Raw genomic sequence first — 14497 nt, 5'->3', positions numbered from 1 at the left:
ACCAAATCAACGATTAAACTTTTATTTTCCTAGTTGATCTAATATTTCTTTAACTATTTTCATGTCGTCAAAGTCATGACGTACGCCATTTATTTCCTGATATGTCTCATGACCTTTTCCAGCAATCAAAATGATATCATTTGGCTGAGCCAATTGGCAAGCCGTTTTTATAGCCTGCTTTCTATCCGTTATAGTCAATGTTTTTTTATAATTTTGAGGTGCAACTCCTTGCTCCATTTCAGTAATAATAACTTCCGGGTCTTCATTTCTTGGATTATCCGAAGTGAAAATTGCTTTGTCACTCAAATCAGATGCAATTCCAGCCATAATTGGGCGCTTGGCTTTATCTCTATTGCCACCACAACCTACAACTGTTATCAATTGTTCGTTTTTTGTACGAATGTCATTGATTGTTTTTAGCACATTTTCTAATGCATCTGGCGTATGCGCATAATCAACAATCGCTGTAATATTTGAAGCCGAAACAATAAATTGAAAACGCCCCGAAACACTTTCTAAATCAGACAATAACCGAAGTACTTCCAGACTTTCCATCCCTAATTCAACCGCAGTTCCATAGATAGCCAATAAATTATAAGCATTAAATGTCCCTATTAGTTTTACCCAAACTTCATCTCCATTTATTTTCAACAACAAACCTGACAATTGATTTTCCAGAATTTGCGCTTTATAATCAGCATAGGTTTTTAAAGCATATGTCAGTTTTTTTGCTGCAGTATTCTGCAACATTACTTGTCCATTTTTATCATCAATATTAGACAATGCAAATGCCGTTTTAGGTAAATTATCGAAAAACGATTTTTTTACATCTCTGTATTCTGCAAATGTTGGATGGTAATCCAAATGATCGTGAGACAAATTGGTAAAAATACCGCCAACAAAATGCAATGCTTCTGTTCTTTTTTGATGAATTCCATGTGAACTCACTTCCATAAAACAATATTCAACATCGTTCTCCACCATTTCTTTTAGATAGTGGTTTATTGTAATCGAATCAGGAGTAGTGTGAGTTGCTTTATATTCGACATCATCAACCAAAATTTTTACTGTAGAAAGTAATCCAACTTTAAAACCTGCTTTTTTAAATAATTGATATAACAAAGAAGCAATGGTAGTTTTACCGTTTGTTCCTGTAATCCCAACTAATTTCAAGTTTTGAGAAGGATCTCCAAAATAATTTGCAGCCATAAATGCTACCGCTGAATTCGTGTCTTTTACCTGAACATAGGTAATTCCTTTTGCTATGTTTTCTGGAAATGTATCGCATACAACTGCAACAGCTCCTTGCTGAATTGCTTTTTCTATAAAATCATGACCATCTGAAATGGCACCACGAATAGCAATAAAAACATCATTAGACTCGATTTTTCTAGAATCGAAATCCATTTTGTTTATAGCAATATCTGTCGAACCTTTTACGGCTTCAATAGCTACTTTATACAATATGTCTTTTAAGATTTTCACGATAATTCTAATAAAATTGTTGTGTTTCTAACTATGTTTTGTCCTGCCTGAAGCGATTGTTTTTTCACTTTTCCAACTCCAATGGCTTTTACTTTTATACCTAAATTTTCTAATAAGGCTACAGCATCCATTCCTGACATTCCTTTTACATTAGGAATTAACTGCTCTTTTTTTTGTGATTTGACAAAATACGAATCATAATTACTCTCTTGTTTCTGTATTTTTCTATCTAAATTTTTAATCTCATTAGTTGAAGGTGCATCAGTAAAAATCTTTTGCGCAATACGTTTGAAAACTGGGCCTGCTACATCAGCACCATAATAATTATTTAAAGCTGTACTTGGTTTATGCACCACAACTATACAGGAGTATTTAGGATGATCTGCTGGAAAATAACCGACAAAAGAGGAAATATAATATTTTCCTGAGCCACCATCTTTACTATAATTAGCGGCAGCTGTTCCAGTTTTTCCTGCCATCGAAAAATCTTTAGAATAGAGTTTTGAACCTGTTCCCTTTTTTACAACATTCGCTAAAACGGCTTTTAGTTTTTTGATTGTTTCTTGCGAACATACTTTAGGATTCAAAACTTCTTTATCGTATTTTTTTATTGTTTTATTCCACTCTTTGATTTCAGAAACAAACTGAGGTTTAACCATTTCTCCATTGTTAGCAACAGCATTATAAAAGGTTAATGTTTGCATTGGCGTAATAGAAACTCCATATCCAAAAGCCATCCAAGGAAGTGAAATATTTGACCAGTGTTTATCACTTGGCTGTGGAACATAGGGACGACCTTCTCCTTTAATAGAAAGTCCCAGAGGTCTATTTAATCCAAAATTATTAAGGTGATTTACAAATTTTGAAGGCTCATTTTTATAACTATTGTAAACAGCTTGAACCATAACAGTATTAGATGAAAGCTCAAAACCTCTAGCTAAAGAAATTTTCCCATAACCTCCTTCGTGTGAATCGCGCACTTTTCTTCCAGAATAAACTACAACACCTCCATTGCTATCATAAACAGCACTAGTATCCACTTTTTTGTCTTCTAGAAGTGCCATTAAATCGGCTAATTTATAGGTAGAACCAGGCTCATGAGATTCGGCTACCGCATAATTAGTTGTTTCAAAATACGTTCCGTCAGTAGCTCTTCCCAAATTCGAAATTGCTTTCACATGACCTGTACTTGTCTCCATAACCACAACACAACCATGATCTGCTTGGTATAATTCCAATTGTTTTAGCAAAGCATGATGCGCAATATCCTGAATATAAACGTCAATTGTCGAGATTACATCATACCCATCCTGCGGATCAACTTCATTGATATCACGTATCGGTTTCCATTGTCCTTTTGCTATTTTTTGTTTTAAAATTTTCCCGTCTTTCCCGTTCAAATATTTTCTAAAAGCCCATTCAATTCCTTTTCCATCAAGTGATGCACCATGAGAAGTTCTCTCATAACCAACAGTTCGCTCCGCAATTCTCCCTATCGGATGCTCCCTTACAGTTTCCTGTTCGATTATAATGCCACCTTTATAAGCTCCTAAATTAAACAATGGAAATCCTTTGATTTTAAAATACTGGGTATAACTTAAATTACGTGCAACTAAATAATACCTGTTTTTATTTGCTCTGGCTTTTCGTAGTTCGTTTTGGAAAAAATTTGACGGCTTTCCTAAAACTAAAGCCAATGAATCTGACAATGACTTAACATTTTTTTCGAATGCTTCCGGCTTTGGGGCCACAGCATCAAATCGAATTTCATAATTAGGAATAGAAGTTGCTAAAAGACTCCCGTCAGCAGAATAAATATTACCCTTATTAGCAGGAATCACAAAATTTCTAACGGTTCTTTCTTTAGCTAATTTTCTATAATAATCACCCTCAACCCATTGAATATTTGTCAATTTTACAGCAATCGCAATGGCCATCAAAAAGATAGCAAATGCAACCAGATAAATTCTGTACGATATGTATTTATCTTCTACTGCCATATTTTTTTGAAAAAGCTTTTTTCTTCTTCTTTTTTAACTTTGATTTTAACTGGAGGCACTGTTGACGGAAAAATTTGTTTTTCTACCATTTTTTCAGAAACAGTCGATTCCATTTTCAATTTCATTAATTCTGAACGTCTGTCCACAAATTCTGAACGTAATTCTTTAACCTGATTTGTCAAATCGGCAATCTTAAATACTTTTTGCTCAAATCGTTGTGTATTAGCAATCATAACAATTGCCAAAATAATTACAAAAACAATGAATCGCCAGTTTTTAACGGCATCATCATCTATAAGAAATCTAGCTTTTAATAGGCTGTAAACTCCGTTTTTCATAACTAATTATCTCTTTTCAGCTATTCTTAATTTGGCACTTCTTGCTCTATTATTTTCCTTTATTTCAGCGCTATCCGGAACAATTAATTTTCCAATAGTTTTAAATGGAACTGAAAAATTACCAAAAAAGTCACGTTCTGGTTCACCTTCAAACATACCATTTTTCATAAATCTTTTCACTAATCTATCTTCTAAAGAATGGTACGAAATCACGCTTAATCTGCCGCCTGGATTTAATATTTCTAAGGATTGCTCCAAGAATTCTTTCAAAACATCCATTTCCTGATTTACTTCGATTCGGATGGCCTGATAGATTTGAGCCAATATTTTATTTCTAACTCTTTCAGGTAAATATTTCGCCAAAACCTCTTTCAATTCATCGGTTGTTTTGATTGGTTGCTCCTCTCTGGCTTCTATAATTGTTCTTGCCAAAGCAGGCGCATTTTTCAATTCACCATAATCCAAAAACACCCTTCTCAAATTCGCATCATCATATTCATTCACAACTCGATAGGCATTCAAATCGTTTTTCTGACTCATTCTCATATCTAATTCAGCATCAAAACGAGTAGAAAAACCTCTTTCAGGAACATCAAATTGATGTGAGGAAACCCCTAAATCTGCTAAAATTCCGTCGACACTTTTCACACCATAAAAACGTAAAAACCGTTTTATAAAACGGAAATTTTCATTGATAAGCGTAAATCTTTCGTCTGGCAATGCGTTTGCCAAAGCATCTTCATCTTGGTCGAAAGCAAATAATTTTCCGTTTGGCCCCAGTCTTTTCAAAATTTCTTTTGAATGTCCTCCTCCGCCGAAAGTCACATCTACATAAATGCCGTCTGGCTTAATATTTAAACCATCTACTGATGCCTGAAGCAAAACCGGATTATGATATTCCATTGTCGTCGTCATTTATATTTCCCATTACTTCTTCTGCCAAATCTGCAAAATCAACATCTTCACCATTTATTGATTTTTCGTATAAATCTTTATCCCAAATCTCAACAATATTCACTGCCGATGAAAACACAACTTCCTTAGCTATACTTGCAAAAAGTACTAAATCTTTTGGCACTAATAATCGCCCTAAAGCATCTATCTCAACCACTTTTACCCCTGCTGTAAACCTGCGGATAAAGTCATTGTTTTTCTTTACAAATCGATTCAGTTTATTAATTTTTTGCATCATCAAATCCCATTCTTTCATAGGATATAGCTCCAGACAAGGTTGAAATACGGAACGCTTCAAAACAAACCCGTTTTGAAGAGAAGAAGCCAATTGCTTTTTTAAAGGCGCCGGCAACAGCAACCTTCCTTTAGCATCAACTTTACATTCATATGTTCCAATAATTGTATCCAAGTAAAAAGTTTAAATGATGTTGAGCAAAAATATAAAAAATTTTACCACATTTTACCACTATATACCACTTTGTTAATAAGTTTAACCACTTTTGAATAAAAACCCTTAATTTTTGGACAATCAGAGCGTTAGGTAATTTTTATTTTATTTGTAAGAAAGGTAATGTTATAAAAAAAGACAAGATTAAAAGAGTATGAAACATCCTTTAAAATCAATAGGAATAAAAAGAGTATAATCATAAAATTGCAAATAAATACACAAAAAACAGCTTCCTATTTTCATATTTGCAGATAGAATTTAATAATTAAAAATTGTTGTAAAAATTCATTTTTATTTATTAAATCCTATATTTGTCAAAATTGAAAATCCAGATTCAAAAACATGGAAAAATACTATAAAAAAGAAGGTAGATACAGCTATTATGAAGCAGGCGAAGGAACACCAATTGTGATCTTACATGGTCTTATGGGAGGACTAAGCAACTTTGATGCTGTTGCAAGCTACTTTTCTAATAAAGGATATAAAATAATCATTCCAGATTTACCTATATACACGCAGAATATTTTAAAAACAAACGTAAAAAGTTTTGCAAAATACGTTAAAGATTTTATCACATTCAAAGGATTAGAAAGAGTAATCCTTTTAGGAAATTCATTAGGCGGGCACATTGCTTTGTATCACACTAAAATGTATCCTGAAAAAGTATCCGGACTCGTAATAACAGGTAGCTCAGGACTTTACGAAAGTGCGATGGGCGACAGCTATCCAAAGAGAGGTGACTATGAATACATCAAGAAAAAAGCCGAAGATGTATTTTATGATCCAAAAGTAGCCACTAAAGAACTTATTGATGAAGTTTACGCATCCGTAAATGACAGAATAAAATTAATAAAAACATTGACGATAGCAAAAAGTGCCATTCGTCATAACATGGCAAAAGATTTACCAAAAATGCATGTTCAAACTTGTATTATTTGGGGAAAAAATGATAAAGTTACCCCTCCAGATGTTGCAGAGGAGTTTCATAAATTATTGCCTAACTCTACTTTATATTGGATAGACAAATGCGGACATGCTGCTATGATGGAACATCCAGACGAGTTTAATCGTTTGCTAGAGGATTGGTTAACCCATACCCATTTAGCAATACACTAATCTTTAAGAAGAATTTTACACCAAAAAAGAAATGAAAATTAATACCGCCGAATTTATTATTAGTAACTCCGATGTAGCCAAATGTCCTAAAGACTTTTTGCCGGAATATGCTTTTATAGGCCGATCAAATGTTGGTAAATCCTCCTTGATAAACATGCTGACAAACCATAAAAAGTTAGCTAAAACATCTGGAAGACCAGGAAAAACACAATTGATTAATCATTTTTTGATCAACAGCAACTGGTTTTTAGTTGATTTACCAGGTTACGGTTATGCCAAGGTTTCAAAAAAAACAAAATCTATTTTTCAGGAATTCATCACTGATTATTTTGAAACAAGAGAACAATTAGTTTGCGCTTTTGTTCTGATTGATATTCGTCATGAAGCACAAACCATAGACATCGAATTTATGTCTTACATGGGCGAAAGTGAAATTCCTTTTTGCATCGTTTTTACCAAAGCAGATAAAATAAGCAAAGTAAAAATCGATTCTCATATTGCTGCATACAAAAAGAAAATGTTTGCTAATAACTGGGCCGAGATGCCTCATTATTTTGTTACATCAGCAACTGAATCTACAGGAAAAGAAGAGTTACTTTCCTATATTGACGAAGTGAATCAAGAAGTTTTCAAAAACAACAGTCAGTTTTAGAAAACACCTTCATATATTTAAAAACCAAAAATCCCAAAACTTAAAATAATAGTTTTGGGATTTTTCATTTTAAACAAAATCTTATTTATTTTGTTAGCTCTAATTTTTCTGCAAAGTAATCACAGAAATCTTTCATGGTTTCCGCCATTTTCTCATCATCAGTGGCACGCTTGAAGGTTTCTGACATAGCAACCAAAGTTTGATGAAAGAAAATTTTCATTTCATCAACTGGCATATCTTTTGTCCACAAGTCGATACGCATTGTTTCTTTTACTTTACTGTCCCAAATGGACAACATAATAGCTTTTGCTTCTTCTTGTTCTACTCCACCGTCTTTTGCGGACCACATTAATTTTTCCGGAACACGATTATCGTCTAATTCGATTAGAAACTTAATTTCTGAGGTATTTTTATCTGACATTACTTTTTAGGTTTGTATTTTGATTTCATAAATATTTCTTTTGCATCTGTTTTTAATAAATCTGCAATAGGGACTTCATTATTTTTCATAAAGGATCGAACTATTTGCCACCCTATCCAGGCACCAACTTGTCCTGGCGATTCATTGTCAATTTCCAGATAAAACTTAGAAAATGGCGCTGGATTTATAAATCGAGGTATTAACTTTTGATCATCGCTGTAAAGCATTTCTTTTTCGATAAAATAACGCCACATATAACTTTCATTTTCTTCACACCATTTTACTTGCTCAGGCGTGTATCCCATTTTTTCTGCATCTGTATAATTTGGCAAAAGTAAGTCTTTTAAGTACAATTGTTTTCCAAAATAAATCATTTGGCTTAACATTTTTTTATCAGTCACAGGGGCAATTTTATGAGACGAGAAACTCGAAACTACATCTGGTAAGATTTGTCTTTGCTCAAAATTTTGTTTTATATAATTTGGAAACTGATAAAACTTATGGTTTTTTCCCAAGTACAATTCAAGCGAAATAATCACCAAACTATCCGCATAAATAGCCTTATTATTATAATCCATTTCAGAGATTACAGTAATAATTTTGGGAGTTTTAGTTTGAGGAAAATAATACTTAATATGCTTAAAAAGAGACTCCAACTCTACTTTTTCTGGTTCAAAATTAGCATACTTTTTTTGAACTTCAGTATACAATTCTCTCCATATTGGATCCTGCATTTTATTCAACCAAATACTATTATCGCTTCCTGCAGGAAAAAAGAAAGGAAAGGCTACCTTTACTTTATCTAAATCTTTTGGGGAAGTTTCAAAAAATATTTTATCAAAGCGTTCTATTTTTATTTTTAACGGAATTTTCTCTACAGCATTTTCTACCTTATTTTTTTTCTCACAGGATAAAAAAAAGAGACAAAAGACTACAAAAAATAGATTTTTTTTCATATTTATTAATTAAATTTGTGTCCTAAGAACAAAGGAAACCAATGCGCAACTAATTGATTTTGCAAATATACATTCCTGCTTTTTAAAACGTAAACTATTATGACTAAAAAAAGTACAATCCAAGTTGAAAAAGTGAATACTCATATAGTAAATTGGTTAAAAACTTATGCCGAAAATGCTAAAGTTAACGGATTTGTCATAGGAATTTCAGGAGGAGTAGATTCAGCAGTCACCTCAACATTATGCGCCCAAACCGGATTACAAGTTTTATGTGTTGAAATGCCAATACACCAACCGCACAGTCATGTAACTCGTGGACGCGAACACATCGAACAATTAAAAAATAGATTCCCAAATGTAACAAGTGTTGAATCTGACTTAACTTATGTTTTTGAAAGTTTCAAAAAAATAGTTCCAGATACTATTGACACCCATAAGCTCCACTTATCTCAAGCCAATACTAGGGCACGCCTACGAATGACTACCTTGTATTATTTTGCTGGTATTTATGGATTATTAGTTGCCGGTACAGGAAATAAAGTAGAAGATTTTGGAGTAGGTTTCTATACAAAATATGGCGATGGCGGAGTAGATTTGAGTCCTATTGCTGATTTATTGAAATCCGAAGTATATAGCTTGGGTGCTTACTTAGAAGTTCCAGATTCAATTTTAAAAGCATCTCCTTCTGACGGATTATTTGGTGATGAAAGAACTGATGAGGATCAATTAGGTGCTAGTTATGATGAGCTGGAATGGGCAATGAATGAGGATGAAACTGGAAAATCAGCAAATGATTTTACTGGCAGAGAAAAGGTAGTTTTTGAAATTTACAAACGTCTAAATAACACCAACAAACACAAAATGAATGCAATACCAGTTTGTTTAATATCAAATTTATAAAAAAAATCATATTTTATATTGATTTCCAATTAATTACAGAATTTTTTTATTAAATTTACTGTCCAAAAGATAAACAACACTTAAATAAAATTAAATACCATGATTAAAGTATGTTTAGCCGACAATTATCCCGTAGTGCATTTTGGAGTAAAATCTTACTTTAAAGACCATGCCGAAATATCAATAGTTGCCAATGTTGGTAATTTTTTGATGGTACGAGATATACTGCTTACCAAAGAGATTGATGTATTAATATTGGATTTGGAATTAGAGGGGCTTTCAAGCATTTTTGAAGTAAAATCAGTTTTGAAAAACTTCCCAAAAACAAAAATTATTATATTCAGTGGTCTTTCTGAACAAATTTATGCACCTAATGCTATAAAAGCTGGGGTTTCAGGTTTTATCCACAAAAAAGAAAAACTAGAAACTTTAGGAATTTCAATTATCAAAGTACATCAAGGAAAGATAATTATTAACGAAACAGTTAAGAAAAACCTAGCATTAATTGCAAAACAAAGTAAGAGCGAACGATTGTATCGAAAGCTTTCTAACCGTGAGGTAGAAGTATTACGCTATTTAAGTGATGGAAAAAAGAATCATGAAATAGCCGAAATTCTAAAACTCAACGAAAAAACAATTAGTACTTACAAATTAAGACTACTAACAAAACTGAATGTTACTAATTTAGTAGATTTAGTAAACAAAGCAAAAACATTAGAAATTGTTTAGTAATATCTAGACATTACTCTTCCTAATTTTTTTGAAAAAGAATGGATTAACATATTATAATCCATAATCATTGACATAGGCTCTGTATTATCTGAATTTACTTCCGATAATACAGAGCTTTTTAATTCTTCGATGATTCTACCTACTAAATACCATCGCAACGTTAAAATGGTCTCAGAAACATTCTGAACTATTGTATCATTTTTAGACTTTGGAAAAATATTTTGTCCTTCCCAATTGTGCAAAACAACTCTTTCATCTTCCATCAAAATATCGGTTACCTCTTGTGCTAAATCTACCTGTAAGTGCATCAAATACTGCTCTAAACTGAAGTTTTCATTCTGATGATAGAAGTTTATCAAATTATTGAATATATCGCGAAACAATGGATTGGCTAATTCAACCTCATCTTCCTGCAGACTCAAATAAATTCTCTGATATACTTTATATTCCTTTTTTTCTAAAACATTTTCTATTTCTCCATCCTCATTTGTTTTCAAAAAAGTATCTTCAAACTCTTCTGTTTTATTCCCATATAACAAAAGAATCTCGATTATTTTCCTTTCCAAACGATAAAGAACATCTACTTTTTCTGTTTCTGCCGGATTTTCATTTTTCACAACTTCAAAAGCTTTTTGCTCTTGTTTTTGTTTTTTTCCAACCTCAGAAACATCTTTTTGAACTAATTGTGCCAAAGTACTCACAAGCACTTGCTCAGAAATATCCATAATTCTGGAACATTCCTGAATGTAAATTTCTCTCTGAATTCTATCTGGAATTTTAGAAATACTCAATACCATATCCCGAATTAAATCGGCTTTTTTTATAGGATCATTCTTTGCTTCATTCATCAAAAGCGAGGCTTTAAACTGAATGAAATCTTTTGCATTATTTTCGAGATATAAAACTAAATCGTCATAAGATGTTTTTTTGGCAAAACTGTCCGGATCTTCACCATCAGGAAAAGTACATACTTTCACATTCATTCCTTCCTCAAGAATCAAATCAATTCCTCGAATAGAAGCACGAAGTCCCGCAGCATCTCCATCAAAAAGAACGGTAATATTCTTGGTCAATCTGTTGACTAAACGGATTTGGTCTGGTGTCAGAGCTGTTCCGGAAGAAGCAACCACGTTCTCAATTCCGGATTGATTGAACTGAATTACATCCGTATATCCTTCAACCAAATAACAATTATTCAATTTAGCGATAGATTGTTTGGCTTGAAAGATTCCATAAAGAACTTTACTTTTATGGTAAATATCACTTTCTGGAGAATTCAGGTATTTTGCCGCTTTTTTATCATTGGTTAAAATTCTTCCTCCAAAACCCAAAACCCTTCCTGACATACTTTGTATTGGAAACATCACACGACTTTTAAAACGGTCAAATGGCCTGTCTTCTCTAGCTATTGTTAAACCCGTACTTTCCAGGAATTCTAATTTATATCCTTTTCCTAAAGCTTCTTTGGTAAAAGCATCCCAAGCTTCAGGTGAATATCCCAATCCAAACTTCTTTATGGTTTCATTAGTAAAACCTCTTTCTTTGAAATAAGAATACCCAATAGCTTTCCCTTCTTCAGAGTTTAAAAGTGTATTATGAAAATAGGTTTTTGCAAATTCCGAAACCAAATACATACTTTCTCGAACATCAGTATTGGCTTTCTCTTCATCGGTTTGCTCCGTTTCTTCAATTTCAATATTGTATTTTTTGGCTAAATAGCGAATAGCTTCCGGATACGTGAACTTTTCATGTTCCATCAAGAAAGCCACAGAGTTGCCCCCTTTTCCAGAACTAAAATCTTTCCAAATTCCTTTGGCAGGAGAAACCATGAACGATGGAGAACGCTCTTCAGAAAACGGACTTAACCCTTTGAAGTTACTTCCTGCACGTTTCAAATGCACAAAATCACCAATAACCTCCTCTACTCGAGCAGTTTCGAAAACAGTATCTATAGTGGCTTTTGAAATCAAATCGTAAGAAATATTTAGTAATTGAAAAGTCCACAAAAATACACAAATCAAAGCTGATAATTCAATATCTAAAATAAAAAAAGCACTTCTTTCGAAGTGCTTCTCAAAGTATAAAACTAACTCAACCAAATTTTAATTTAAATCGAAACGCAGTCCTAAAGAAACGTTATTTTGTTTCACTGCATTGTCTTTAAACAAGGGATTCAAATCATATTTCAAGTACAAACTCGTTTCTTTATATCCAATATAAGTACTCAAACCATAGATAAAATTGCTGGTATTAAAATCTCCTTTGGTTTTTTCAGTAGCTTTTAAATCATTATCATCGTATTTGATAATTTGTTTTGACTTTAAGTTGATTCCTGCATAACCACCTACTCCAAGACGGAAACTTTGATGTGTTTTGAAAAATGGCTTGTCCTCTTTCATTTTTTTACCTGAAAAATCAAACTCTAAATGAACTGGTGCAACTAAATATACATTTCTAAAACGAGAATCTTTTAAATCAACAGGATTCACCACAAGATTAGTCTGGTTACTGTTTATAACAAAATTACGATTGTCTGTGGGACGCAAATTATTATACATCACTGACAAGCCATATTTTGCATGAAGCAGATTATTATTTTTTGCAATTCGGCTATTGTAACTAACTCCCAATTCATAGAAATGAGAACCTAAAAATCGGTAATCAGAATCCTGAACTTTTCCATCAGTAACTAAATTATTTAAACCTGCGGCAAATACAAACTGGGAAGTTGTTCTTTGCTCTCCTTTTGTTGAACGAATAGAATCATTCCTTTTTGAATCTTTTTCCCAATCCCAATTCAATTCAAATTTGTGTTTTTTCAGACTATCTTGCTCCTTGATTTTCCCGTCCACCTTTTCCTGAACTAGATTTTTTAGGTTTTCTTGCTCCTGAGCTACTTTCGATTCAATATTTATTGCTCTGGCTTCTGCTAAAGCTTTCTTTTTATTCTCGGCTTCTTCTCGAGAAATCGTGCCGTTTATTAATTGATTGTTAACCGCTTCAACTTCTATTTTCAAGGCCGCTTTTTCTTCTTTTGTTATACTTTCGATTTTTGAAGCAATGCTTTTTGCTCGTTTTTCAAATGTTTCCTGTCCAAGCATTTTGCTGGCATAAAGACATAAAAGTAGTGCTAAGTAAATGGTAAAATTTCTCATGATGATTTGATTTTAATGATGATTGATGATTTTTATTCTAAATTGCGATTGGATAAAGCAACTTTTACTGTTTGGTAATTCTTACTTACCTTATTGATTATTTTTTCTCGAAAGGAAAGTTCTAATTCGCCATCCACTTGCAAGAGTAAATTACTCGCATTTACATGCACAACTGGTTTTTGATTCAATTGTTTTTCCCTTTTCGAAGGATTTTCAACAGCTGCCAGCAGTACGTCAACTGAAACAGTATTGGTTTGGGGTTTGATTGATTTTTGTTCTGTTTTTTGATTACTGATTGAAACTTCTGCTACTTGATTTTGATTTGAACTCTTATTAATGATTATTGATTCTTCTTTTAACTTAGTAATCTTATTGATTTTTGAAGTTGTTTTTTGGACAACATTAATAACTACACTTTTTTCTTCTTCTATTTTCGGATTGACAACAATAGCAGTAGTTACAGTGCTTTTAGGAGTAACCGCATCCTGAATTACAACTTCTTTTTTCTGATTTTTAATTGCATCGTTTTTTTGATTAAAGTAAACTGTCCCTATAAATAAAAATCCCAAAATACTTGCCGCAATATACATCCAAGGGAATTTAGCTTTTGGTTTTTCAGCAACCATAAGCATTGCATCCAGTTTGTTCCAAGCCATTTCTGATGGTTTGATCTCCCGAGAATCCAATTGCTCTTTAAACTGTGTCTCTAATTTATTCCGTTCCATTATCGTAATTTTTTAACTTGCTAATTTGTCCTTGCAGCATTTTTCTGGCATGTGACAATTGCGATTTAGATGTTCCTTCATTAATCCCTAACATACTGGCAATCTCTTGATGTTTGTACCCCTCTATAGCATACAAATTGAAAACCATTTTATAACCATCCGGCAAACTGTCTATCAAAAACTGGATAGCATCAATTGAAAATTGGCTTTCGATGTTATTGAAGCTTTCTTCAAAATAATCTTCATCCTCAATATATTTTACCTTTTTTTGGACTCTAATGAAAGAAATACATTCGTTCACCATAATTCTTCTAATCCAACCTTCGAAACTTCCTTTATGCTGAAAATTTTTCAGATTTGTAAAAACTTTCATAAAAGCGGTAATCATGATATCTTCTGCCTGATGAATGTCTTTTATGTATTGACGGCAAACACTTAACATTTTTGGAGAAAACTGGGTATAAATCTTCTGTTGCGCCTGCCGATTACTTTCGACAGCTAACTGGATTAATTCATTTTCCTCCTGATGTAAGTTGATTACTTTCAAAATCTTTATAAAGTGTTTCTATTAGCATAGACGATTAACAATGCAAAAAGGTTGCATGTTAATTTATA

At 32.7% G+C, this 14497-nt stretch carries 15 protein-coding genes; 4 read left to right on the top strand and 11 right to left on the bottom strand.

The genetic code is table 11. The annotated features are described in order from the left end of the window. Positions 1-21: 21 nt before the first annotated feature. From OA85_RS07575 to mraZ, 5 genes are read right to left on the bottom strand one after another with little or no spacing between them, the layout of a single operon-like run. The gene (locus OA85_RS07575) at positions 22-1485 is read right to left on the bottom strand and encodes a UDP-N-acetylmuramoyl-L-alanyl-D-glutamate--2,6-diaminopimelate ligase (protein WP_039108921.1); all 1464 of its coding nucleotides are present in this window, start codon (positions 1483-1485) and stop codon (positions 22-24) included. Beyond that, entirely contained in the window at positions 1482-3485 is a 2004-nt protein-coding gene (locus OA85_RS07570) for a penicillin-binding protein (RefSeq protein WP_039108920.1), read from the bottom strand. Before OA85_RS07570 ends, OA85_RS07575 begins: the two co-directional genes overlap by 4 nt. Continuing rightward, positions 3476-3823, bottom strand: a complete 348-nt coding sequence (locus tag OA85_RS07565) for an FtsL-like putative cell division protein (protein ID WP_035670148.1) — start codon at positions 3821-3823, stop codon at positions 3476-3478. The genes OA85_RS07570 and OA85_RS07565 overlap by 10 nt, the downstream gene beginning before the upstream one ends. Positions 3824-3829: 6 nt before the next feature. Beyond that, the gene (rsmH, locus tag OA85_RS07560) at positions 3830-4738 is read right to left on the bottom strand and encodes a 16S rRNA (cytosine(1402)-N(4))-methyltransferase RsmH (protein ID WP_197056057.1); all 909 of its coding nucleotides are present in this window, start codon (positions 4736-4738) and stop codon (positions 3830-3832) included. Then, the gene (gene mraZ, locus OA85_RS07555; RefSeq protein WP_039108918.1) at positions 4713-5186 is read right to left on the bottom strand and encodes a division/cell wall cluster transcriptional repressor MraZ; all 474 of its coding nucleotides are present in this window, start codon (positions 5184-5186) and stop codon (positions 4713-4715) included. The genes rsmH and mraZ overlap by 26 nt, the downstream gene beginning before the upstream one ends. A 381-nt stretch (positions 5187-5567) precedes the next feature. On the opposite strand from mraZ, the gene OA85_RS07550 reads away from it, so the two are divergent. Together OA85_RS07550 and yihA are read left to right on the top strand one after the other, a co-directional pair. After that, entirely contained in the window at positions 5568-6341 is a 774-nt protein-coding gene (locus tag OA85_RS07550) for an alpha/beta fold hydrolase (protein ID WP_039108917.1), read from the top strand. A 31-nt stretch (positions 6342-6372) separates the two neighbouring features. After that, positions 6373-6993 carry a ribosome biogenesis GTP-binding protein YihA/YsxC gene (gene yihA, locus OA85_RS07545; RefSeq protein WP_039108916.1) on the top strand — a complete coding sequence of 207 codons (621 nt, stop codon included), beginning with the start codon at positions 6373-6375 and terminating at the stop codon, positions 6991-6993. A gap of 85 nt (positions 6994-7078) precedes the next feature. On the opposite strand, the gene gldC is transcribed toward yihA, so the two are convergent. Then, positions 7079-7414, bottom strand: coding sequence for a gliding motility protein GldC (gene gldC / locus OA85_RS07540; RefSeq protein ID WP_039108915.1), 336 nt, complete (start codon positions 7412-7414; stop codon positions 7079-7081). Continuing rightward, positions 7414-8370, bottom strand: a complete 957-nt coding sequence (gene gldB / locus OA85_RS07535) for a gliding motility lipoprotein GldB (RefSeq protein WP_039108914.1) — start codon at positions 8368-8370, stop codon at positions 7414-7416. The genes gldC and gldB overlap by 1 nt, the downstream gene beginning before the upstream one ends. A gap of 99 nt (positions 8371-8469) precedes the next feature. Between gldB and nadE the strand changes: the two genes are divergently transcribed. After that, a complete protein-coding gene (gene nadE, locus OA85_RS07530) occupies positions 8470-9270 on the top strand; it encodes an NAD(+) synthase (protein WP_039108912.1) in 801 nt (266 codons plus the stop codon). Positions 9271-9369: 99 nt separating this feature from the next. Beyond that, the gene (locus OA85_RS07525; protein WP_039108911.1) at positions 9370-9999 is read left to right on the top strand and encodes a response regulator transcription factor; all 630 of its coding nucleotides are present in this window, start codon (positions 9370-9372) and stop codon (positions 9997-9999) included. On the opposite strand, the gene dnaG is transcribed toward OA85_RS07525, so the two are convergent. The 4 genes from dnaG to OA85_RS07505 all read right to left on the bottom strand — a co-directional run bounded on the left by dnaG (position 9996) and on the right by OA85_RS07505 (position 14429). Then, a complete protein-coding gene (dnaG, locus tag OA85_RS07520) occupies positions 9996-11972 on the bottom strand; it encodes a DNA primase (protein ID WP_039109442.1) in 1977 nt (658 codons plus the stop codon). The two genes, OA85_RS07525 and dnaG, sit on opposite strands and share 4 nt — an antisense overlap. A gap of 132 nt (positions 11973-12104) precedes the next feature. Further along, positions 12105-13157 carry a hypothetical protein gene (locus OA85_RS07515; protein ID WP_039108910.1) on the bottom strand — a complete coding sequence of 351 codons (1053 nt, stop codon included), beginning with the start codon at positions 13155-13157 and terminating at the stop codon, positions 12105-12107. A 32-nt stretch (positions 13158-13189) separates the two neighbouring features. Then, complete coding sequence (locus OA85_RS07510) at positions 13190-13882, bottom strand: hypothetical protein (RefSeq protein ID WP_039108909.1); 693 nt, start codon at positions 13880-13882, stop codon at positions 13190-13192. Next, a complete protein-coding gene (locus OA85_RS07505) occupies positions 13869-14429 on the bottom strand; it encodes an RNA polymerase sigma factor (RefSeq protein WP_039108908.1) in 561 nt (186 codons plus the stop codon). The genes OA85_RS07510 and OA85_RS07505 overlap by 14 nt, the downstream gene beginning before the upstream one ends. Between the last annotated feature and the right edge of the window lie 68 nt (positions 14430-14497).

The organism is Flavobacterium sp. AED, from assembly GCF_000812945.1.
In the GTDB taxonomy this organism is placed as follows: Bacteria; Bacteroidota; Bacteroidia; order Flavobacteriales; family Flavobacteriaceae; genus Flavobacterium.
This window is presented reverse-complemented; position numbering and strand designations above follow the sequence as displayed.